The organism is Verrucomicrobiia bacterium, from assembly GCA_035574275.1.
Lineage (GTDB): Bacteria > Zixibacteria > MSB-5A5 > DSPP01 > DSPP01 > DSPP01.
The window spans coordinates 1-21,982 of sequence record DATLYY010000032.1; the positions used below are offsets into that span (position 1 = coordinate 1).

Here is a 21,982-nt window from a genome sequence, read left to right on the forward strand (position 1 = left end):
GCGGGAGGACATCCCGAATTTGGCCAATCACTTCATCCGCAAGTTCTGTTTGGAGATGAAAAAGCCGGTCAAATCCCTTTCCCAGGATGCCTTGAATATTTTGGACCGCTACCACTGGCCGGGGAACGTGCGGGAGCTGGAAAACACCATCGAACGGGCCATCATTCTCTGCGAGGGGAAGAAGATCACGCCGGAGCATCTCGCGATCCGCATCCCCACGGCGGCGGAAATCCGGCTGCGGGAGGGGGCCGGCTTGAAAGAGGTGAGCCAGTTCGCCCAGATGGAAGCGGAGCGTGGAATGATTGTGCGGGTTTTGACCCAGACCCGCGGCAACAAGCGCAAGGCGGCCGAGATTTTGAAAATCGACTACACCACCCTTTTCGAAAAAATCAAGAAATACAACCTGCAGGAAGAGATTTAATTTGGTCGGGGAGCTAAACGCAGGCGGCTTTATGCCGCCTTTTTCATATGGGTTTTTTCCCATACCTCGTTGGGGAAGGGCTAAATTTTGTGCCTCTTTTTTGAAGGGGGCGGTAGGAGCCCATTTAGTTTCTTGTAACCGCTTATCCGGCGGGCAGTTCCTGCCGAAAAGATAGAGGGGGAGTTGGCAGGGGCTTTGCAATTGTTTCCAACAGGCCGTTTGGGTTTCTCGAACCCCCGGCCCGAAGAGAGGAAAGGATATGAGAACGCGCAAAAACGAAAAAGGGTTTACCCTCATCGAAGTGATGATTTCGATGGTCATTCTGGCCGTCGGTATTTTGGGGCTGGCGCCGCTTATGGTTTTGTCCATCTACTCCAACACCTACTCCCAGGATTTGACCCGGGCCACGGCCGTGGCGCAGGACCGCATTGAGCAGTTGAAAAATCAGGGCAATTTCGCCTCCATGCCCTACGATGAAGGGCCAACAACAATCGATGGCACCTACAACCGGACTATTCATGTGGACGACACCTCCACGGACGGCACGGTGCCCGCCGGCGTGTATCGCATTAAAGTGACCATTTCCTGGACAGACGACAAGAAAATGGCCCGTTCGGTGGATTATTACACCTATAAAACGATACAGTAAGACGTGGCGACGTATGAGAAAAATCGTTTTGGCGCTGGCTTTGACGCTCCTACCTGTTTCGACTTACCCAACACCGGCAGCCCCGTCCAGAATTTGTTTTTCTCAAAGGCCCATTCAAATGGAAAAATCGGAGGCGCGACTGGAGCAGCAGAAATCGAAATGGGCGCCAAACGGAATGAAGGTTCTGATCATCCACGGCAAAAGGCGCCTGGTGGAACGGCAAGGGGTGCCGCCGGTGGAAAAACGAGAAATTGTTCCGATACTAAAAGAGGGCGTATGAAAATCTTGAAAGAACAGGCGGGCGTCACCATGATGGAGCTGGTCATCGTGGCCGTGGTCATCGGCTTGATGTCGGCTTTGGCCGTGCCGAGCTTTTTGAACTATTCCTCGAAGATGGAAGCAAAGTCCACGGCCCGCAACATCGTCTCCACCCTGCGGCAGGCCCGTTCCAAGGCGATTTCCGAACGGGTGAAGTACGGCGTCTTTTTCGACGTGGGCAACCGGCGCTACACCTATTTCAAAGAGAAAAGCGGCAACGAACAGTATGACTCCGGAACCGATTCGCTGATAAGCCAAGTCACGCTGGACCGGGATGTCAATTATGGCGGAAACACGTTTACCAACACAACGGTGGTTTTTAAAACCGACGGCAGCGCCTCCTCTTCCGGAGACATGCAGATCGTTCCCGCCGCCGGGGGGTTCACCTATAACATCAACGTTTTGGCTTCCACCGGCCGGATCAAGCTTACGGACTAACCGGCAGGCCAAAAAGGGGTTAATATTTTTGGGGGGCAGTCGATAATAGAAGTGTAGTCCTTTTCCGACACGTCGGAAAAGGAAGGGGGAAAACGATGAACATCTTGCGCAAACCGAAAATCACGACCGGGTTGGACATCGGCGCCAGCTCCATCAAGCTGGTGCAGCTCGAGAAAAAAACCGACGGCTACATCCTGCGGGGTTTGGGAATCAAGGAAGTGCCGGCGGAAGCGCTTGTGGCCGATGAAATCAAAGACCGGGACACGCTGATTTTCAACATCCAGAGCCTGGTGGATCAGGTAAACCCAAAAACCAAGGATGTGGTGATTTCCATTTCCGGCCACGGGGTGATCACGGACAAAATTTCCATCGACAAAAAAACCGGCAGCGAGGCGGAGCAGGCAATCCTGTTCGAGGCCGAGCAGCGGGCCCCCTTCGACGTGGAAGACGTGACGATGGACTACCACATTATAAGCACAAACGAGGAGACCAGCAAAATGGACGTTTTGCTGGTGGCCGCCCGGCAGGAATTTTTGAAGAATTACCTCGATTTGCTGAACGACACCGGACTGCGGCCGGTCGTCATCGACACGGACGCCTTTGCCGTTCTGAACGCCTACGAAATCAACTATGACATCGATCCGAACCGGGTCTTGGCCCTGGTCAACATCGGGTTCGACACGACCAACGTCATCTTCGTGAAGGACAAATTATATCACTCCACGCGCGACGTGGGGGCCGGCACCCGGCTGATTTACGACACCATCCAGAAAGAGTTCCGGCTGAACCACGAGCTGGCGACCAAGGCTTTGCGCGGGGAGCTGGAAACCAGCCTGGACCAGGACATGCTCAAGGCGACCGTGGTCTCCGCTTCGGAAGAGCTTTTTTCGGGCATCGAAGTGGCCTTCTCCTATTTCAAATCCTCGGCCAAGGTGGAACAGATTGACTGGATTTTTCTTTCCGGCGGGGGCGCCTTGGTGCCGTTTCTGCCGGAGTTCATGCAGGCCAAGCTTTCGGTTCCCGTGGATATCGTCAATCCGCTGCGCAACATCGATTACGACCCGGACGAGTACCGGCAGCTGGAACTGGAGCGGATTGCCCCGCTTCTGACCGTGCCGATTGGACTGGCGGCCAGAAAGGTAAAGTGATATGATAGAGATAAATCTACTCCCTAAAGAGTTGCAGAAGCGGACCGGCGGCCTGTCGCTGCCGAAACCGGCGCTCTACATGCTGGCCGGGCTGGCCGGGCTGGCGGCGGTATTGGCCGGCCTGACGGTGATGCAGAAGATGCGCATCGCCAACATCCAGAAAAAAATCGCCGAGGCGAAAGTGCGCGAGGCAAAGATGCAGAAGGACATCCAGCTTGTGGACGCCCTGACCGAACTGAAGGGAAAGATTCTGGAGCGGATGGCCGCCATCGACGGCTTGGACCAGAACCGCTCGGCCTACGTGCGCTTTTTGGAGGATCTTTCCGGCCGGGTGCCGGAATACCTCTGGCTCTCGAATTTCCGGGAGGGAAGCGGCGGGGGCGCGGCCCGGCCGCAGGCGGGCAACCCGGCCCAGGCGGCCGCCGCAAGCGGAGCGAAAACCGTAATCGAAGGATTCTCCTATTCCCTGAACAGCCTGGCCACCTTCATGATTCAGATGAAGAAATCGCCGTTCATCAAGAACGTGGAGCTGTCGTTCGCCAAGGAGCAAAAGATGGAGAATTCCCGGCTGTACAATTTTCAGTTGACCTGTGATTTGACAATGGTACCGGAAGAAACCCCGACCGAGACGGAAGGGCAGCAGCCGATCCGTCTGGGGGACACCCAGCAGCCGTAGGAGGGCCGCCATGGACCTGAAGGATCCGAAAAATCAACGCTACATTCTGGTGGGCCTGGTGGCCTTTCTGGGGGTCTACTTCTGGTACACCCGGGTGTTTTCCGGATTTTCGTCCAACCTTTCGCGGACCCAGACCGAGTACGAACAGATACTTTCCAACTTGAAAAACGTGGAAATGAAGGCCAAAACGTCGGAGGCTTTGAAAAAGGAATACCAGGAATTGTTCAAGAAATACCAGGCCACCGAGCTGCTTTTGCCGGATGAAAAACAGGTGCCTGCGCTATTGTCCCAGCTGCACGTGGCGGGCATATCCAACCAGGTGGCGGTCTCCGAAATCGTTCCCAAGGGGACCTTCCCGCAGACCTTCTATGAGGCGGCGGAATTCGACCTGTCCGTCACCGGGAGTTTCCACGCCGTCGGTTCCTTCCTGGCTTCCATCGCCAACTTTCCCTTCATTGTGAACGTCGCCTCGCTGCAGATGTCTGGCAGCCAGCAGGCGGGGGGGGACGTCAAAAAAGAGACGGTCACGGTCAATTTAAAGCTGACCACCTATTACGTGAAGGAATCGGAAAAACTTCAACCCATTACCCTGGACTGATATGAAAAAACTTATCTGGATTCTTTTCGCCCTTTCAGCCGAACTGGCGCTCGCAGCCGGCCGGCTTTCAAGCGTTTCGGTTTCCGAAAACGGAACGGTGATGCTCACCACCGGCAATCCCAACGAGTTTAAGGCCTCCTGGAGCGGGCAGGATGGCCAGTACAAAATGATCATCGAACTGCCCGGAGTCACGGTGGACAAAACCGCCAAAGTTACAGGGAATCTTGCGGCCAACCGGGGTATCAAGAATGTCCGGTTTTCCCAGTTTAAAACCGAGCCGCCGGTGGCGCGGGTGATAATCGAAACCCCCGAACGGCTTTCTTACAGCTGGAGCACCAAGCCGGAGGGGGTGGAGCTTCATTTCATGCTCCCGTCGCCGGTCGTGACCACGGCGAAAACGGCTCCGGCCACCGGCTTTGCGGTTCCTTCCAGCGTTTTTTCCCAAAATGGAGCGGCCGAACCACAGGCGTCAACGGGTAAAAAACTGACGCCGCCGCCGGCCAGCACGGCCCGCCAAAGTAGCGAGACAGCAGTCGTCTCCAAAGAGCCAAAAACGGATGCCAAAATCTCGGCTTCAACTTTGCAAAGCCCGACGGCCAAGGCTCCCGCGACGGTAGTTGCCAGCAAGCCGACACCCGTGATTTCTGCCCCGGCTTCAAAGGCCGGAACTGCGCCGGTTTCGACCGGTACAAGCGGCGCCACCACCACAAAAACTTCCGATTCAGCAGCCAAGGCCGGGGCCGTCACGGCAACCAAGCCAACTACAGCAATGACCGGAAAGCAGACTGTAGCAAAGGATACCGGGAAATCAACCGCGGCCGCCGGACCGCCGTCCCCGCCGACTACACTTGGGTCGGGCAAACAAGAATTGACCGTTAAAGCCCCGGTTTCCGGGCCGCAAAAAGATAGCGCACCGACCAGCGCCATTTCCGTCCCGCAAGGGAAGACGGGAACAACGACAACTGCCAAGAGCACTCCTTCCGCCGGGACTCCTTTGTTTCCAACCAGCGGGGGGACGGGTGTCGTCGTTAAGCCGGCTTCTCCGACTCCCGGACAACCGTCTCAAGAAAAATCCAAGACGGTAACCGGCACTTCAACGGTCACTTCGCCAACTTCGGTGACCTCAACCCCTACGGTTGCGAAACCGGGAACGACGGGAACGCCGGCCGCTCCCACCATGACGGGCAAACCGGCAGGTCCTGCCCCGGCGACGGTTTCTGCTACCAAGCCGACGGATGCCGCCAAAACAACCGGAGCGACGGCAACCAAACCAACAAGCACGGTAACGCCTCCAGCCGGCCCGGCGGCCACCAAGCCGGCAGTCACCGGAGCCGCGATTGACACGATGAATCAGGCAAAGTTTCAAGAGCAGTTGAAAAAGGCTTTGGGCAAACTGGAAACGCCCGCTCAACCAACCGAAACAAAACCGGCGGAAACCGGCGCGAAAAGTGCGGCGCCGGTCGAAAAACCGGGGCAAACGAGTTTTCAAGAGCAGCTGAAGCAGGCTTTGGATCCGGCCAAAAGTCTGGCCGATACCGGCGAAGTGGCGGATCTGGATGATATCGACACCGATTTACCGGCCACGGATGAAGAAGAGGAAGAGCCCTACGACACGAGCTTCGCTTTTCCCGGGGGAACGTTTATGCAGGTTTCCCCCTCCCGCAAAGTTATACGCTACCATTCCGAAGGGCGCCGGGATCCGTTTTCCCCGTTGACCGGGCGGGATCGCTACGCCTCCGGCAAAAAACGCCGGGCCGTTCCGGCGGCCGAGCAATTGCGGCTGGTCGGTATCATGCGCTCGCTGGGGGGGAACAAGGCGCTTTTGGAGGATGGTGAGGGGAACGGGTACATCTTGGCTCCCGGCGACCGGGTGCGGAACGGGTATTTGGTATCCGTTTCGGAAAACAAGGTTTTGTTTCAGGTCACGGAATACGGCTGGACCAAAACCGTGGCGATGGAGTTGGGAACCCTTGAATAGAAAAAAAGAGAGGTGGCTGATGAATACGCGCGTAGTCTTGCATAAAGGAATACTGGTTTTGGGAGCTTTTCTTTTGCTCCTGCTTTCCGCCGGACCGGCTCGAACGCAGGTGGAGGACCAGAAAATGCGTTCGCTGGTTTTCCAGAACGCCGATGCCCGCTCGGTTTTTTCCATGCTGGCGGACCGGGGGAAAACCAATATCGTGGTGAGCCCGTTGGTGACCGGACAGGTGACCATTTCGCTTACCGACGTGACCTGGAGCCAGGCGTTGGACATTATCACCAAGACCTATTCTTGGATGGCTGTAGAAGAGCGGAACTACATTCGCATTGTTCCGGCCCAGCAATATCTGGCCGAGCAGGCAGAAAATGCGAAGCGGATTGCCGAGCATAAGCTTTTGACCCCTTTGGAGGTCCGCATTATTCCGGTTTTCAATGCCTCGGCTACCGATATGCAGAAGGCGGTCAAGTCGATGCTTTCCGAGCGGGGAAAGGTGGAAATCGACCAGCGCACCAATTCGCTCATCGTCAGCGAGCTCCCCAAAAACATAGACAAGGTGGAGGAATTCGTCAAAAAGCTGGATTTGGAGACCAAACAGATTAAAATCTCCACCCAGTTGATAGAAATCGAAAACCGCCATCTATTTGAACTGGGTATCAATTGGGCCGCCTCCTATCGCGATCTTTCGGTGGGCGCCGACCTGGACTCGGCCCAAATCAGTCAAAATGCCAACCAAACCTCTTCCCCCGTGGCGGATGTTTTGTTAAGGACCTCCAGCGTGAACTGGCCGGATGTGCAGGCCCGCATCACGGCGTTGGCGACGGACGGGAAAATAAAAATCGTTTCCCATCCCGAAATCACCACCGTGGACAACAAGGAAGCCACGGTCCAGGTGGGGCAGAAAATACCCATCAAGCAATTTGACGCCTCCGGCAACACGGTCATCACTTTCTATGACGTGGGGACCGTGTTGAAAGTCATCCCGCATGTGACGGAGGCGAACAAGATTCTGCTGCAGCTGCGGCCGGAGAAAAGCTCCTATCAGTTTGACCCGAACGGGGTCATCATCAACACCTCCAATGCGGTCACCAACGTGGTGGTGGAAAATGGACAGACGGCGGTTATCGGCGGACTGACCACCAAAGACGAGCGCAAGACCACCACGGGCATTCCGTTTTTGAAGGATATTCCGCTACTCGGCTATTTGTTCCGCTACACCCGGAAGGAAACGGTGGACAAGGATCTGGTCATTTTCGTGACCCCGACCATTGTGGATCCGCAGGACATGCAGGCCAAGCCGACCGGGATGCTGCCGGATGCCTCTGAGAAAAGAAACTAACTTATCATCCAGCTGCCTCAAGGCCCCGCGCGAGCGGGGCTTTTTTTTGGGAGATGTGCAGCCTGTTCGGCTCCGCTCCGGGTCAATTTATGGCGGTTTAAGCCGATACAATAAGTGTAGGATTTTTTGGAAAAAAACGATAAGACCGAGGCGCTTTTCCGTTCACCTGTGAGGATAAAATGACCTTAAAGCAGATGTTGACCGAACTTCTGAGCCGCAAAGGATCGGATCTGCACATCCGGGTCGGCATCCGGCCGACTATCCGAGTGGACGGGCGGCTTCTCCCGCTGGAGAGCGAACCAGTTAACCAGGAGGCGGTCGATCAGATGATTGAGCAAATCCTGACCGAAAAGCAGAAGGAAAAGTTTAACGCCAAGCATGAAATGGATTTGGCGTTGACCGTCGCCAAAATGGGGCGCTTCCGCATCAACATTTACCGGCAGCGCTCGACCTCCGGCATCGCCCTTCGTGTGGTAAACGCCGTAATTCCATCCTTTGAAGAGCTGAATCTACCGGAGACCATAAAGAAGCTGTGCAATAGCCGGCGGGGAATCATACTGGTCACCGGCACCACGGGTTCTGGAAAATCCACCTCGTTGGCGGCCATGATTGAAGAAATCAACGCCACCCGCAGCGAAAATATTCTGACCATCGAAGACCCTATCGAATACATCTACCGGGACAAAAAATCAATCATCTCCCAGCGCGAGGTGGGGGGGGATACGGAGAGTTTTGCCTCCGCTCTGAAGCACGCATTCCGTCAGGACCCGGACGTGATTTTAATCGGAGAAATTCGTGACATCGACACCATGTCAATTGCCTTGACAGCGGCCGACACCGGGCATTTGGTTTTGACCACCCTTCACACAATGAACGCCATCGAAACGATTTCGCGCATCATCTCCTTTTTCCCGCCCCATCAGCACCAACAAATCCGGTTGCTCTTGGCTGGCACGCTGAAGGCGGTCATTTCGCAGCGTCTCCTGCCCCGCTCCGACGGGCCGGGCCGGGTGCCGGCGATTGAGATTTTAATCAACACGGGCTCCGTGCGGGAGGCGATTATTGACCCGACCAAAAGCACCACAATCATGGAGTTAATTCAATCCGGCGGGGTGCAGTACGGCATGCAGAGCTTCGACCAGTCGATCATGAAGCTGTACCGGGCCGGCGTCATTTCCTATGAGGAAGCGCTTGCCCAGGCCTCCAATCCGGACGATTTCGATTTGCGGCTCCGCGGCATCACCGGCGCCGCCGAGCGGGGCTGGGAGCAGTTCACCGAACCGACAGCCGGTTGAAACATTGGCAGTGGTTGAGAGGGGGAAGGCGGGCAAAACCCCGCCTTTTTGCTTTCTTGTTAAGGTTTTGAGAAAAGAGGATTAGGTACAGGGAAGGGGCTGATTTAGAAAAACGGCAAGTAGCAGCGCCACCACGTCTGCTCCGGTAACCTTCCCATTACAATTAACATCCGTTAATTCCGGGCGGCAGGTACCGATATTCATAAGAATGCAGTTCATTGCCAGTATGACATCCTCGACCGTCAGGTAACAATCGTGATTGAGATCCCCCCGTTTCAGCGTGCAGCCATGATTGGAATGGTTCTTCAACACCGAGACCGAGTTGCTGGAGCGGTTGGCCACGGTTATGTCCGGATCTCCGTCCTGATCCAAGTCGGCGGAGGACAGCGACGTTGGCGTAATTCCAACCCCATGATCCGTTCCTCTGACAAAAACTCCATTTCCATCATTGAAGAAAACTGAAACAGAACTGCTGCGGGAGTTTGCGGTTAGCAGGTCCGCATCGGCATCGCCATCTAGGTCTGTTGCCAGGATGGCAACAGGGTGAACACCGGCCGCATATTGTTCTCCCGTGGTAAACGCGCCACCCCCCTGGTTTCTTAGAATGGAGAATTCCCCGGCGGGGAGGGCTGTGTTGGGTGCATGGACGATTACAATCTCCGGAGCACGGTCACCGTCCAAATCGGAAAGCATCAGGGAAATCGGTGCAGTTGTCGTTCGGTATTCAACCGGCTCCGCAAACGTCCCATCGCCGAAGTTATTGAAAATGGAAACCGTTGCGGAACCCCGGTTGGCGACGGCCAAATCAAAGTCCTTGTCCCCATCCAAATCTGCGGCGTCGAGTTCAACGGGTGTGACGCCGGTTTGATATACGGAGGAGCTTGCAAAGTTGCCGATGCCGTCGTTTGTGAGAATCAGAACGACGTTCAAGCTGTCATCAACAGCAGCCAGGTCGGGGTCTCCATCCCGATCCAAATCGGCGCAGGAAATCGCTCGGGGGTGTTTTCCGATTGCAAAATCGATTTTTTTGGCAAGTGTCCCATCGCCGTTGTTTTTCAAGATGGAGATTCCATTTTGCCCGGAATTTACCGTTACAATGTCCATATCCCCGTCCTGATCCAAGTCGGCCGAAGAGAGAGACAGGGGATTGATCCCGGTATCATAATCTTCGGAGTGGACAAAGTTTCCAGCTCCTTCGTTTTTAAAGACCGAAAGAGTGTTGCTCAAAGAGTTCACGGTTACCAGATCCTTATCCGTGTCCCCCTCCAAGTCCAAGTTCAAAACCGATGACGGGCCGGCGCCCGTTTGGGGGCGGTCGCTTTTGATGAAGGTGCCGTCGCCGTTATTTTTCAGGACCCCTACGCTATAGCTGTAATAATTTGCCACGGCCAAATCCGGGCGTTCGTCACCGTCCAAATCGGAGGCCAAAACGGAAACCGGTATAAGGCCGACCTCATAATCTGTTCGGCCGGAAAAAGCGCCCCCCCCGTTGTTTAAAAGTGTAGAAACGCTATGCTCATGCAGATTGGCAGCCGACAGATCGGCGTCCCCATCCCCGTCCAGGTCGGAAGCCACGACGGAATGCGGGTTTCTTCCCACCCGATAAGCGGAATCGCTGGAAAATGCCCCGGTGCCGTCGTTTTCAAGAACGGAAACCGTACTGTCGTACGAATCGGATACAACCAGATCGGGATCACCATCCCCGTCCGAATCGAAGGCGAAAACCGAACGGGTGCCTTGAGCAGGCCCTCCATAGTTGCCGCCGGAGGCCAAGGTACCATTGCCGGCATTCAAATAAATACTGACTTTGTCTTCCCCTTTTTCATTTGCTACAACCACGTCCGGATTTCCATTTCCGTCAAGATCGGTGGCCAGAATGGCGGTGGGCATGTTTGGCAGAACGTGTTTGGATACCAGTTCCAGATTTCCATCCCCTCGGTTTTCGAAAACATAAAATGTTCTGTCCGGGTGATCGGCGACCACCACATCCGGGTCGCCGTCCAAATCCAAGTCGGCCGACGATGTCGAAGAAAGATAACTGCTCCCCAGAAAATAGGCGGCTTTTGACCCCAAAACGGCTTTTCCGTCATTGAACAAGGTATAAAGATTCCCGTCCTCCGCGGTGGCGATCAAATCGTAGTCACCATCAAGGTCCAGATCAACCGCCGATACCGATACAGGGCGGTAGCCGATAACGTAGTCCGCGCGCGATGAGAACGTTCCGTCACCGTTATTTTTCAGCACGGATACGGTGCTATCGTCTTGGACCCATCGGTAGCCCCGATTGGCCGCGATCAAATCCCGGTCGCCATCTCCATCGAGGTCTGTTGCGATTACGGCCAAGGGGAAATTTCCCACTTCGTAGCTTTGCCAGGTGTCGAAAAGGGGTGGGGAGGCAGGCAGAGATATAGGGGGTGCAAAAGCCAGAATGCACAAAAAAAGCCGCCGTGGTGTCAAATCCGCTCCTCCATCATAATCCTTCCAAAAAATTGTTGGGAAGATTCAATGAAAGCTTCTTTCAGAGTTTGTCAAGCTAAAATGGTCAAAAGGGGCTGGAAACTCCATGTTTGGGGTTTCAACTTAATAAACCATAAATTGAACAACAAAAAATACCAGTGCTACTATTAGGCAAGGTGCTGTTACACCACGGGTTACATCCATTGCTTAGAGTCGAAAGTTATAGCGGCAAGTAGAAATTGGCAAAAATTGTCAAATTATGTTATTTTATATTAAATGTTTAAGAAAATCCTCATCGCCAACAGGGGGGAGATTGCGCTTCGGATCATCCGTGCCTGCCGGGAGCTAGGCATAAAGTCCGTGGCCGTCTTTTCCGAGGCGGACAAGGATTCCTTGGCCGTGCGCTTTGCCGATGAATCACTCTGCATCGGCCCTCCGAAGGCAGCGGAAAGTTATCTGGATGCCAAACGAATCATCGCCGCCGCCGAGCTGACCAACTCCGATGCCATTCATCCCGGCTACGGGTTTTTGGCTGAAAATGCCGATTTCGCCGAAATCTGTGAGTCCTGCAATATCCGTTTCATCGGCCCCACTTCCCAGCAAATCCGGCAGATGGGAGACAAAATCTTTGCCAAGAGAGTTATGGCGGAAGCGGGGCTGCCGACCATTCCCGGTTCGGAAGGGGAAGTGACGGAACTCTCCAAGGCGGTAAGTTTGGCCAAGACATTCGGTTTTCCAGTCATTGTCAAGGCCGCCGCCGGCGGCGGGGGACGCGGGATGCGGCTGGCGCGGGATGAAAAGGAACTGGAAGCGGTCTGGGGTATGGCCAAAGCGGAGGCCAAGGCGGCTTTTGGCAACGATGCTTTATACTTGGAGAAATTCGTTGAAAATCCGCGCCACGTGGAGGTTCAGGTTTTGGGGGACCACCAGGGAAACATCGTCCATCTGGGGGAGCGCGACTGCAGCGTACAGCGCCGTCATCAAAAACTGATCGAGGAAGCTCCCTGCCCGGTGCTGGACGAGGAAACCCGAAAAAAGCTGTGCGAGGCGGCCGTTTTGGGGGCCTGGAAAATCGGCTACCGCTCGGCGGGAACCCTGGAGTTTTTGCTCGATAGAAACAAAAACTTCTACTTTATGGAAATGAACACCCGGATTCAGGTGGAACATCCGGTCACCGAGGAAGTGGTCGATTTGGATTTAATCAAGGAACAGATTCTAATCGCCGCCGGCGAAGAGATGAGTTTCAAGCAAACCGACGTCAAGCTGCACGGGCATTCCATCGAGTGCCGCATCAACGCCGAAGATCCGGAAAGGGAATTTGCCCCTTCCCCCGGAAAAATCACCTACTTTCACGTTCCCGGCGGGCATGGTATCCGCGTGGACACCCACGCTTTTGCCCTTTATGACGTGCCGCCGTACTACGATTCAATGATTGCCAAGCTGGTCGGCTTCGGTAAAACGCGCGAGCAGGCGATTGGCAAGCTCTTGCGGGCGCTGGATGAGTTCATTATCGAGGGAATTGCCACCACCATTCCTTTTCATAAAAAGACCCTCGTGCATCCCGATTTCGTCAATTTGAATTACGACACCTCCTTTGTGGAGAAAATGATCGCCGAGGAAAAAAAAACAAAGGAGAGGCCGGTGGAGGCGGTGGAAACGGGGAGTAGTTCGTAAAATTGATTCGAATGTTGTCGGTTGGAGTCCGGACATAGAGCAAGGCCGAATTTATCGCTAACTTGTTTCCGAAAAATTCTTCGCTTAACTCAGAATGACAAAGAACCGTTGGAGGGAAAGTGGAAATCAAGGCGGATTTAAAATACACCAAGGAACATGAATGGATTAAGCTGGATGGCGAAGTTGCCACGGTCGGAATCACCGACTATGCCCAAGGAGAGCTGGGGGATGTTGTGTTTGTCGAACTTCCCAAGGTCGGCGCAGCCGTGGCGCAGATGAAGCCGTTCGGCACCATTGAAGCGGTAAAGGCGGTCTCCGAACTTTTTTCGCCGATCACGGGCGAAGTAGCGGCGGTCAATTCCACCCTGGAGACGGACGCCACGGTCATCAACAAAGATCCGTACGGCGAAGGATGGCTGATCAAAATAAAAGTCAAAAACCCCAAAGAACTCGATTCACTTTTGACGGCGGAAAAATACAAGGAAATGGTGGCGGTATAACGGCTTAACCTTGATTTGCTTGAAGGGCCCCGCGCAAGCGGGGCTTTTTTGTGCAGCCGGTTGACTTTGCAAGCCGAAAAAGATAAGTTCTGAAAGCGATGAGCTACGTGCCGAATACCGATGCCGACCGGAAAAAAATGCTGGAAGTCATCGGCGTTTCCCGTTTCGAAGATCTTTTGGATGCCGTTCCCAAGGAAGTCCGCTTACAAGAACCACTCAAAATTCCGCCGCCCGCTTCTGAACTCGAACTTTTCGCCGATTTGCGCAAGTTGTCCCGCCAGAATGTTCCGGTCTCGGTCTCCAATTCCTTTTTGGGGGGCGGGTTTTACGACCATTTTACCCCGGCGGCGGCCGATTTCATTATCCGCCGGCCGGAGTTTTTGACCTCCTACACGCCCTATCAGGCGGAAGTGGCCCAGGGGACCCTGCAAATCATTTACGAGTTCCAATCCCTCATCTGCGCCCTGACCAAAATGGAAGCCGCCAATGCCTCGCTTTACGACGGCGCTTCGGCCGTGGCAGAAGCAGCCCTGATGGCGGCACACGCCACCGAGCGAAAGGAGATACTGGTCACCGAAGGGCTGAATCCGAATTATCTCGCCGTGCTGGAGACCTACGTCACGGGCGGGGCGTATCAGGTGCGTTCAATTCCGCTCGGCCCATCCGGTCAAATCGAGCCGGAAATGCTTAAAAAAGCTATTTCCGAGAAAACCGCCGCTTTAATTCTGCAAACCCCCAACTTCTTCGGATGCCTTGAAGAAGCAAAGGAGCTGGAGCCGATTGTTCACACCGTTGGCGCAAAATTCGTTGCAGTATTCGACCCCATCTCTCTCGGCATGGTTACGCCCCCCGGGGAATTCAATGCCGATATCGCCGTGGCGGAGGGACAGTCCTTGGGCGTGCCGATTTCCTACGGCGGACCGGCGGTGGGGCTTTTTGCCGCCAAAAGGGAACTGGTGCGTCGGATGCCGGGACGGATTGCGGCCCGGACGACCGATGCAGAGGGCAAAATCGGTTACGTTTTAACCCTGCAAACGCGGGAGCAGCATATTCGCAGGGAAAAGGCCACTTCCAATATCTGCACGAATCAGGGACTTATGGCCACCCTATCCACTGTTTTTATGTCGCTGGTCGGCAAACAAGGGCTTTTGCAGATGGCGCGGCTTTCCTATGCCAAGGCGCATTACACGGCCGCGCTGCTTGAGTCCAAAGGTTTCAAGCGGGTTTATTCGGCGCCCTTCTTCAAGGAGTTTGCGCTGGAGCTGCCCGTGCCGGCTTCGAAAGTTGTTTCCCGTTTGCGGAAATCAAACATCGTTCCGGGAATCGATTTGGGCAAGTATGACAAGAAAAGAAAGAATCAGTTGTTGATCGCCGTAACTGAAAAGAAACTGCGCGCGGATATCGAATCCCTTGCCGAGGGGATGAGTTTTTTTCGCCCGCAAACCGGTAGCGGAATAGCGCCGGAGCGGAAACTGGAAGCGGCGGGACAGGTATGAATACGATAGTCGAACCGACCATATTCGAACTCTCTTCCCCGGGGCGGAAGGGGGTGTCCCTGCCCAAAACGGATGTGCCGGAGCCGGAGCGGCTGCCCTCCCAATTTGAGCGGAAAGGCGGACTCGACTGGCCGGAGGCGGCGGAAATCGATGTGATGCGACATTTTGTCCGGATTTCGGTTTTGAATCACCACATCGAGAAGGGGATTTATCCGCTCGGTTCCTGCACGATGAAATACAATCCGAAAGTGAACGAACAGGCGGCAAGGCTGCCCGGTTTTGCTGAAATCCATCCCGAGGCGTCCGAAGAGGACGTGCAGGGAGCTTTGAAACTGATGCATGAACTGGCTGGTTTTCTGGCGGAAATCGGCGGGGTGGATGCGGTCACCTTGCAGCCCTCCGCCGGGGCACAGGGGGAGCTGGTCGGGCTTTTGCTTATGCGCGCCCATCACGGCGAGCGGAAAGACCGAAAAAGAAATCAAATCATAATCCCGGACAGCGCCCACGGCACCAATCCCGCCTCGGTAACCACGGCCGGTTTCGAGACCGTGCAGATTGCCTCCGGTTCGGACGGGCGGGTCAGTCTGGAAAAGCTCAAAGAGGCGCTTTCCGAGCGCACCGCCGGGATGATGCTGACCAACCCAAACACGCTCGGCTTGTTTGAAAGGAATATTCTGGATATTTGCCGCTTTGTCCATGAAGCGGGTGGGCTGATGTACATGGACGGCGCTAATCTGAATGCTTTAATGGGTATCGTCAAACCCGGTGATTTGGGCTTTGATATCGTCCACTTCAATTTGCATAAAACCTTTTCCACACCCCATGGAGGCGGCGGCCCGGGAGCGGGGGCGGTGGGGGTCAAAAAATTCCTCGAACCGTATCTTCCCAATCCGCGGGTGGAGAAAATCGACAAGAAGGGGAAGGATTGGTACCGTTTTACGGAAAGCAAAAAATCCATCGGCCGAGTGCATTCGGCCTTCGGCAACTTCGGCGTTTTGGTGCGGGCCTACACCTACATCCGCACGCTGGGAGCGGAGGGGCTTTCCGAAGTTTCCGAGAACGCCATCCTCAACGCCAACTATCTTTTCGCCCGGATCAAGGATTACTATGACGTTCCTTATCCCGGATTCTGCCAGCACGAATTTGTGCTCTCCGGCAACCGGCAAAAGGCCAAAGGCGTGCGAACGATGGACATCGCCAAGCGGCTTCTGGATTTCGGCGTGCACGCCCCCACGGCCTATTTTCCGCTCATTGTGCCGGAGGCCTTGATGATTGAGCCGACCGAAACGGAAAGCCGGGAAAGCGTCGATTATCTGGCGGACGCCTTCATTCAAATCGCCAAGGAGGCGGAAACCGACCCGGAAAAAGTCAAAAAAGCCCCCCATACCACGCCGGTGGGGCGGCTGGACGAAGTGAAAGCGGCCCGGGATTTGGACATCGCTTTTCATAAATAGCATAAAATTCCCCTTTGAAAAACCTGCAAAAATATTAAACCTTTTGAGCCGGCCGAGCGTAGTAGAAGGGGTATGGGAGGAAGGATGATGAGAAAAATATTGCTGTCCGGATTTTTTTTATTGGCATTGACCGGCTTTGTCCAAGCGCAGCGGATTCCGCTGGAGGTTTCCTTTGGTGTCGGCGGCTATTTTCCGGAAGACGGCCGGTATTCCCATTATTTTGACCACAACCCGGCCAGTTTCTCCGGGCAGGTGGTCTATGGATGGAAAGTGCTGGATATAAAGGCCGGGTTTGAGCGGATGCAGAAATGGAACCGGGGCGGGGATGAATTTAACCAAACGACGTTTTATCCCGATTTTGGCGCCGTGGATTCGGTAAAGCTTACGAACACCTCCACCGCGGTCAACGCGTATCTGCGCACCTCCGGCTTCCGGATTGGAGCGGCTTTTCATCCGTTCCGCGAGGCGGCTTTCTCCCCCTTCTTTGGCATCGGCGGCAGTTTCGGCTCCAGCAAAGGACGGGGGGATTCCGTGGCGGTGGTGACGGACACCATTCTGGATGACCAGTTTGCCTACGACACTTCCTACACCACCGTCAACCAAAGCCAGGTGGCGGAGTTTGACGAAAGCTTTTCCGGGCTCTACCTTGAGGTCGGCGCGCAGGCCCGGCTCCCCTACAATTTCTTTTTTGTTTTCGAAGCCATCCGGGACTTCCGTTCGGAAGACAAGGCGGGGGTTATTGGCCCGGCCAACGGCGGGGGCACACTTCTGGGAATACGATTGGGCTATCGGTTTTGAACGGGTTGACTAAAAAAGCCCCCGCCAAAACTTTTGGGCGGGGTTTTTTTGTATCAAAAAGATACGATGGATAATTTAACCCACACCCTGTTCGGGGCGGCGGTGGGGAGGTTGTTTGAAGAGAAACTCTCCCGCAAGGCCGCCTTTTGGACGGCGGCGGTTTCTTCCAATCTGCCGGACGCCGATTTCATCTACCGCCTCGAAGGGGCGGCGAAATACTTTGATGAACACCGCGGTTTCTCCCACTCCGTCGCCGGGCTGCCCTTGGAGGCGTTAGTCGTGGCCGCCGTGGTCTGGCTTTTCGTGGGGCAGAAGTTCAAATGGATTTTTCTTTTGGCGCTTTTGGCCAGTTACGGCCACATGCTTCTGGATTTGCTCAATCCGTACCCCACCTGCGCGCTGCTGCCCTTCACGGAGAAAAAATTCGCCTGGGACTTGGTGTTTATCGTCGATCCTTTGCTCTGGCTCGTTTTTGCAGTTTGTTTGATTTGGGGAAGGAAGTCACTTGGAAAATGGAAAACGAGCGGGATTACGGCCCTTTCCATTTTTGCGGCCTATATTCTTTTGCGGCTGGGGTCGCACGAGCTGGCGGCCAAAAAGCTTTTGGCCTCGCCGCCGGTTGCGGCGTACGAGCGGGTGAAAGATTACGGCATTTATCCGCGCCTTTTTGGATTCTGGCAATGGCGCTACGTGGTGGAGACCGACGGCAATTTCTATCAGGGGGAGGTCTCACTTTTCGAGGACCGCCCCTATCCGGGGGCAAAATACGCCAAGGTGCCGGAGAACGAATTTGTGGCGGCGGCCAAGGAGACCTATCTGGCCACCGTTTTTCTGAAGTTTGCCCGTTTCCCCTACCTGTCACTTTACCATCAAGGGGATTCCACGCTGGTCCGATGGGATGATTTGCGCTATGTGGCGCCGGGGGAGGAGAATTTTTTCGGCGCGGCGGTTTTGGTTTCCCCCTCCAAGCAGGTGGTCGAAATGGAGGCGCCGCCGGTGCTAATCAAGCGGACCTGGCGGCGAATAATCGGCCGATGGGGCGAAGAAACCTGAATAGCTTTTCGGCCGCGTAAGAAGTTGTTTCTGATGCGCGTGTGTCGGGAGCAACTTCCGACACAACGTAAATATTGCCGGAGCGGGGGTTCCGGCCTACCCTTCCGGGAAAAAAACTAAGGCCGCCCTACCGATTGGTCGGACGGCCTTCCCCTCTCCTAAAGAGGTTTAACGGCCGGCGTTGAAGAAGAAATTCAATCCGCCGTTGAAAACGAAATAGTTGGTGGCCGGGTCGGAAAAGGCGTTGTGATACGTCATCCCGAGGTTCAACCCGACGGTCGGCGTCAAACCCCAGAGCACGCCGCCTCCCAGATTGAAACCGAGGTTCGTTTCGCCGGAGCCGGAGCCGGTCGCGACGTCAATTTCGGCCTGCGTGGCGCCGGTGCCGGAAGCGGAACCCTTGGTATTGTAGATGCCCAGCCCGCCGGAAACATAGGGAGAAATCTTCGGCGAGGCGGTGGCGAACAGATGCCGGGCGTAACCGGAAAACTGCATCGTGCGGAACTTCCAGCTTGAAATGTCCCCACCCGGAGGCAAAGCCGCTTCCGCGGCCGTTTTGCTGTCGTCCGAGGCGCTGGTCTGGGCCCAGGCGGTGGAGACGCCGATGGTCCAGTCGTTTCGAATGTAGTACTCGGCCGCTCCCTGGAAGCGGAAACCGCTGTTGGAAACGTCGCCGTAGTCGCCGGTCGGAACCACAAAGCCGAGCTTCGGCACGATGGCAAACCAGCCCTTGTGCTGGGCCAGGCCCGATGCCGGAGCGCGGTTGATCCGCGGCCTGGGGCTTTCCTTACGCGGCGCCGCCTGGGCCGCAAAAGCCCCCAAAAGCATGAATGCAGCGGCTAATGCAACTAACTTCTTCATTGCTCCTCCTTCTTTCTGGGCGTATGTAAGCCCCCGGATTAATTATCGGCATTACGGGGGGGTACTTTAGGCCAAAAAAAGAAGGCCGCCCGGCTGGGCGGCCTTCAATACCCCGTTGTCCAAAAAGCGCTTACGGCATCATGCCAAAGTTGAAATTGAGGCCGGCGGAAAGGCCAAATCCGGAAATGTTGTCCGACGGTTTGGCATAAAGGAAGTTGACCTCTATCGGCAACGACAAAAGCCGCCCCAAGCGGATATCCACGCCGCCGTTGACGCCAAATCCCACGCCATCTTCGCTTACGGTTGTGGTGGTATTTCCAGAAACCGTCTCCACTTCTTCACTTACGAAGTAAAAATTTCCCTGCAGAAAGAGCTTCAGGTTGTTTTGGGGCGCAACCACCCGCACCCCCGGGCCGAAATAGGAGTTGAGAAGGTTCAAATCATTTCCGCTAACTTCCTGCGTGCTGGCGGTGCCGCGCGCCTCCACCGCGAGGTCGATATTCGGAGTAACGGAATAGCGGTAGGTCAAGGCGGCGTGGCCCGAATTGGAAAAATCGTACCCGAGCGGCTTGACGTCGTCATCGATCAATTTTGCATATCCCAAAACCAGCCCGATGTGATGGCGGTTGTTCTGCCCCAAGGCCGGAATGGCGGGAAGCCCAATCAGAAAGATTGCCAAAACCAACATCTTTTTATTCATGGAGAACCCTCCTTTCATCGCCTTTTAATCAAACAAGCAACGGGACGCTTGTCAAGAAAACCATCCAAGAAAAGAAGGCCGCTCCGGTTTTAGAGCGGCCCCGATGGAAACCGCAAAAAAGAAACCTATGGCCAGAGGCCGATGCCCAGCCCGAAAGTGAACGAGGCGAAATTGTCGATGCCGTCCAGTTGGTCCTCAAAAAACTGGTGAAACTGGAAACCGGCATACATATTCGTGCGGCGTCCCATTTGGGCATTCAGACCCAGTCCCATATTGCTGCCGGCCGTGCTGGTGGTGCGGCGTTCCGAGAACTCGAAAAAGGGCCCGCCTGCCGTGGTGAAGCCGTTGACCCGGCGCTGGGTCCAATAGGCCCCCACGCCGGCTTCCAAATACGGTGTAACGTTCGTTCCGGTTGGTATGTTGTAACGCCCGTTGACTCCGAGCCGGTAGCTGCGGTAGTTGAAGCTCTGAATTTGCACCGGCTGGCCGACAATGTTGTCCCAGCGGGTTTCTTCCCGCCGAACCATAAAGTCCTTGGCATCCGCTTCGCCGAAACCGAAATCAAACCCGATGGAGGCATCCGGCGAGGGGTAAAAATCCATCGCCGCCCCCCAGCGGATGCCCGTACGGGCCACATCGCCGAACTCGTTGGTCGGCACAAAGGCGCCCAGATGAGTGGAAAAGAAGACCTTCCCTTGCGGGTTTCCGTACGCCCCGCCCCGCCGGATGCGGGCATCGGCATTCGCTACCAAACCTAAAACAAAAAGAACCCCCAAGCTGAAAACCATTAATCTTTTCTTCATAACCTACCTCCTTTATACTTTCTGATACCCGCCGGCAAGCCAATCGGTTGCCGGAAAAAGGGAAAAGTATGGACCATCGCTAATTTTCCGGCGGGTCTGTTTTTTGCAAAAAGGGGTTAAAGAAAAACGTCAATCCGGCTTGCGCGGAAAACAGTTTTTGCGGCTGGGTGTCGTAGGCGGCGGTGATATTTAAGTGCGTATTGGAGCGGAGGTGTATCCAAGTGCCGGCGCCGAATTTGGCGCCAACCTTGCTGCCTTCCTCTTCCGAACCATCCGAGCCGAGTGGAACAACTGTTCCATCGGATGTCCGGGTAACTTTGGCGAGGGAAATTCCGGCCAAAGCGAAAAACTTTAGACCCGAACTTACGGTCAGAGTCGGCCGCACGAAGAGGATGGTTTGGAAAAGCCGGTCGGAACGGCGGGAGCCGGAACCGCCCACCGAGCCGACGCCCAAGGTTACCGGGCCGCCAAACGTGCCTTTGGGGGAAAATTGGAACTGGAGGCCGGCGCTTACCGGACTTAGCGGGTAATATTCCAGTCCGCCGCTTGTCACAAAAGACAGGCTTTTGAAAAACCGGTCTTCGAGGTTGCCGAAACCGCCCCCCTGCACCGTGAGGGCAAAATCACCCTTTTGCCCTTTTGCAAAGGCAGAAGCCGGACCCGCCAAGGCAAGGGGAACCAGAAGCACCAAAAGCCGCCGCATCAAACCTCCGATTACTCTACGTTTAGAGAAGCGGGAATGATGGCAAAAGGAGGTTAACGAACCCGGGCGGGGATGACCACCATCGTCTTCCCATCCCACTGCAGCCGCCTTTGGATGGCGTAGGCGGTTTCGTTGTGCAAAAGCCGGTGATACCACCGTTCCCGCTGGAAAATCACCTTGGTGGCGAAGTAGGTCACCTGCGGAAAAGTTTGAGTCACTTCCAGGCAGAGCTTTTCCGCCTCCTCGACGACATCCGTGCCGATGGCCATCCGGTAGGTTGCCGGAATGCCTAATTTTTTTGCCAGTTCCACGTATTTCAGGAGCGCCCCTTCGGTTTCCTTTTGCAAAGCCTCCACGGCTTCGCTCCCTTTGAAAGAACCGGAATCAATGACTCCCACCGAGATAAACACGAGGTTTTTGAAGTGGCCGGGGAAAGTCCGGAAGATGTTTAGCACGGTGTGAATGCCGACCACGCCATAGGAGGCGACCAAAACGACGGCGGTCGGCTTTTTGGGGTCGAGCGGCGGAACCGCGACATCCGGCCCGGAAGGGATTTCCCCCAGGCTGGCGTACAGTTTGGACAGCGCGGCGGCCGCTTTGCGGTAGTGGCGGCGGATGAAGAA

General features: G+C 55.2%; 22 protein-coding genes. 16 read left to right on the forward strand and 6 right to left on the reverse strand.

Translation table 11 applies throughout. The features are described from left to right. The 10 genes from VNL73_05310 to VNL73_05355 all read left to right on the forward strand — a co-directional run. Window positions 1-421, forward strand: a 421-nt coding sequence (locus tag VNL73_05310; protein HXF48826.1) for a helix-turn-helix domain-containing protein, incomplete at its 5' end; no start/stop codon positions are given. A gap of 259 nt (window positions 422-680) precedes the next feature. Further along, window positions 681-1,070, forward strand: coding sequence for a prepilin-type N-terminal cleavage/methylation domain-containing protein (locus VNL73_05315; GenBank protein ID HXF48827.1), 390 nt, complete (start codon window positions 681-683; stop codon window positions 1,068-1,070). 13 nt (window positions 1,071-1,083) lie between these two features. Further along, window positions 1,084-1,350: a hypothetical protein gene (locus VNL73_05320; GenBank protein HXF48828.1), complete on the forward strand. Its 267-nt coding sequence runs from the start codon at window positions 1,084-1,086 to the stop codon at window positions 1,348-1,350. Next, the gene (locus tag VNL73_05325) at window positions 1,347-1,826 is read left to right on the forward strand and encodes a GspH/FimT family pseudopilin (GenBank protein ID HXF48829.1); all 480 of its coding nucleotides are present in this window, start codon (window positions 1,347-1,349) and stop codon (window positions 1,824-1,826) included. Before VNL73_05320 ends, VNL73_05325 begins: the two co-directional genes overlap by 4 nt. A 95-nt stretch (window positions 1,827-1,921) precedes the next feature. Further along, window positions 1,922-2,974, forward strand: coding sequence for a type IV pilus assembly protein PilM (gene pilM / locus VNL73_05330; GenBank protein HXF48830.1), 1,053 nt, complete (start codon window positions 1,922-1,924; stop codon window positions 2,972-2,974). Window position 2,975: 1 nt separating this feature from the next. Further along, window positions 2,976-3,650, forward strand: coding sequence for a PilN domain-containing protein (locus tag VNL73_05335; protein HXF48831.1), 675 nt, complete (start codon window positions 2,976-2,978; stop codon window positions 3,648-3,650). 10 nt (window positions 3,651-3,660) lie between these two features. Next, a complete protein-coding gene (gene pilO / locus VNL73_05340) occupies window positions 3,661-4,248 on the forward strand; it encodes a type 4a pilus biogenesis protein PilO (protein HXF48832.1) in 588 nt (195 codons plus the stop codon). A gap of 1 nt (window position 4,249) precedes the next feature. After that, the gene (locus tag VNL73_05345) at window positions 4,250-6,226 is read left to right on the forward strand and encodes a hypothetical protein (GenBank protein ID HXF48833.1); all 1,977 of its coding nucleotides are present in this window, start codon (window positions 4,250-4,252) and stop codon (window positions 6,224-6,226) included. A gap of 19 nt (window positions 6,227-6,245) precedes the next feature. After that, on the forward strand, window positions 6,246-7,565 hold the full coding sequence (locus VNL73_05350; GenBank protein ID HXF48834.1) for a secretin N-terminal domain-containing protein: 1,320 nt from the start codon (window positions 6,246-6,248) through the stop codon (window positions 7,563-7,565). 179 nt (window positions 7,566-7,744) lie between these two features. Further along, on the forward strand, window positions 7,745-8,860 hold the full coding sequence (locus VNL73_05355) for a type IV pilus twitching motility protein PilT (protein HXF48835.1): 1,116 nt from the start codon (window positions 7,745-7,747) through the stop codon (window positions 8,858-8,860). Between the two features lie 81 nt (window positions 8,861-8,941). On the opposite strand, the gene VNL73_05360 is transcribed toward VNL73_05355, so the two are convergent. Then, window positions 8,942-11,317, reverse strand: a complete 2,376-nt coding sequence (locus tag VNL73_05360) for a VCBS repeat-containing protein (GenBank protein ID HXF48836.1) — start codon at window positions 11,315-11,317, stop codon at window positions 8,942-8,944. A gap of 276 nt (window positions 11,318-11,593) precedes the next feature. On the opposite strand from VNL73_05360, the gene accC reads away from it, so the two are divergent. From accC to VNL73_05390, 6 genes are all read left to right on the forward strand, one after another. Continuing rightward, the gene (accC, locus tag VNL73_05365) at window positions 11,594-12,991 is read left to right on the forward strand and encodes an acetyl-CoA carboxylase biotin carboxylase subunit (protein HXF48837.1); all 1,398 of its coding nucleotides are present in this window, start codon (window positions 11,594-11,596) and stop codon (window positions 12,989-12,991) included. Window positions 12,992-13,110: 119 nt separating this feature from the next. Then, complete coding sequence (gene gcvH / locus VNL73_05370; protein ID HXF48838.1) at window positions 13,111-13,491, forward strand: glycine cleavage system protein GcvH; 381 nt, start codon at window positions 13,111-13,113, stop codon at window positions 13,489-13,491. A gap of 98 nt (window positions 13,492-13,589) precedes the next feature. Continuing rightward, window positions 13,590-14,987 (forward strand): aminomethyl-transferring glycine dehydrogenase subunit GcvPA, encoded by a 1,398-nt coding sequence (gene gcvPA, locus VNL73_05375; protein ID HXF48839.1) that lies wholly within the window; start codon window positions 13,590-13,592, stop codon window positions 14,985-14,987. After that, window positions 14,984-16,441, forward strand: coding sequence for an aminomethyl-transferring glycine dehydrogenase subunit GcvPB (gene gcvPB / locus VNL73_05380; protein ID HXF48840.1), 1,458 nt, complete (start codon window positions 14,984-14,986; stop codon window positions 16,439-16,441). Before gcvPA ends, gcvPB begins: the two co-directional genes overlap by 4 nt. Before the next feature lie 84 nt (window positions 16,442-16,525). Continuing rightward, window positions 16,526-17,239, forward strand: coding sequence for a hypothetical protein (locus VNL73_05385; protein ID HXF48841.1), 714 nt, complete (start codon window positions 16,526-16,528; stop codon window positions 17,237-17,239). Window positions 17,240-17,287: 48 nt separating this feature from the next. Continuing rightward, entirely contained in the window at window positions 17,288-18,292 is a 1,005-nt protein-coding gene (locus VNL73_05390) for a metal-dependent hydrolase (GenBank protein ID HXF48842.1), read from the forward strand. A gap of 168 nt (window positions 18,293-18,460) precedes the next feature. Here the strand turns inward: VNL73_05390 and VNL73_05395 are convergent, their stop codons facing one another. The 5 genes from VNL73_05395 to VNL73_05415 all read right to left on the reverse strand — a co-directional run. Further along, window positions 18,461-19,153: an outer membrane beta-barrel protein gene (locus VNL73_05395; GenBank protein ID HXF48843.1), complete on the reverse strand. Its 693-nt coding sequence runs from the start codon at window positions 19,151-19,153 to the stop codon at window positions 18,461-18,463. A 130-nt stretch (window positions 19,154-19,283) separates the two neighbouring features. After that, window positions 19,284-19,853, reverse strand: a complete 570-nt coding sequence (locus VNL73_05400; protein HXF48844.1) for an outer membrane beta-barrel protein — start codon at window positions 19,851-19,853, stop codon at window positions 19,284-19,286. A gap of 125 nt (window positions 19,854-19,978) precedes the next feature. After that, the gene (locus tag VNL73_05405) at window positions 19,979-20,656 is read right to left on the reverse strand and encodes an outer membrane beta-barrel protein (GenBank protein ID HXF48845.1); all 678 of its coding nucleotides are present in this window, start codon (window positions 20,654-20,656) and stop codon (window positions 19,979-19,981) included. A 79-nt stretch (window positions 20,657-20,735) separates the two neighbouring features. Next, entirely contained in the window at window positions 20,736-21,359 is a 624-nt protein-coding gene (locus VNL73_05410; GenBank protein ID HXF48846.1) for a hypothetical protein, read from the reverse strand. Between the two features lie 53 nt (window positions 21,360-21,412). Then, a partial coding sequence (locus VNL73_05415; protein HXF48847.1) for an amino acid transporter occupies window positions 21,413-21,982 on the reverse strand: 570 nt, incomplete at its 5' end.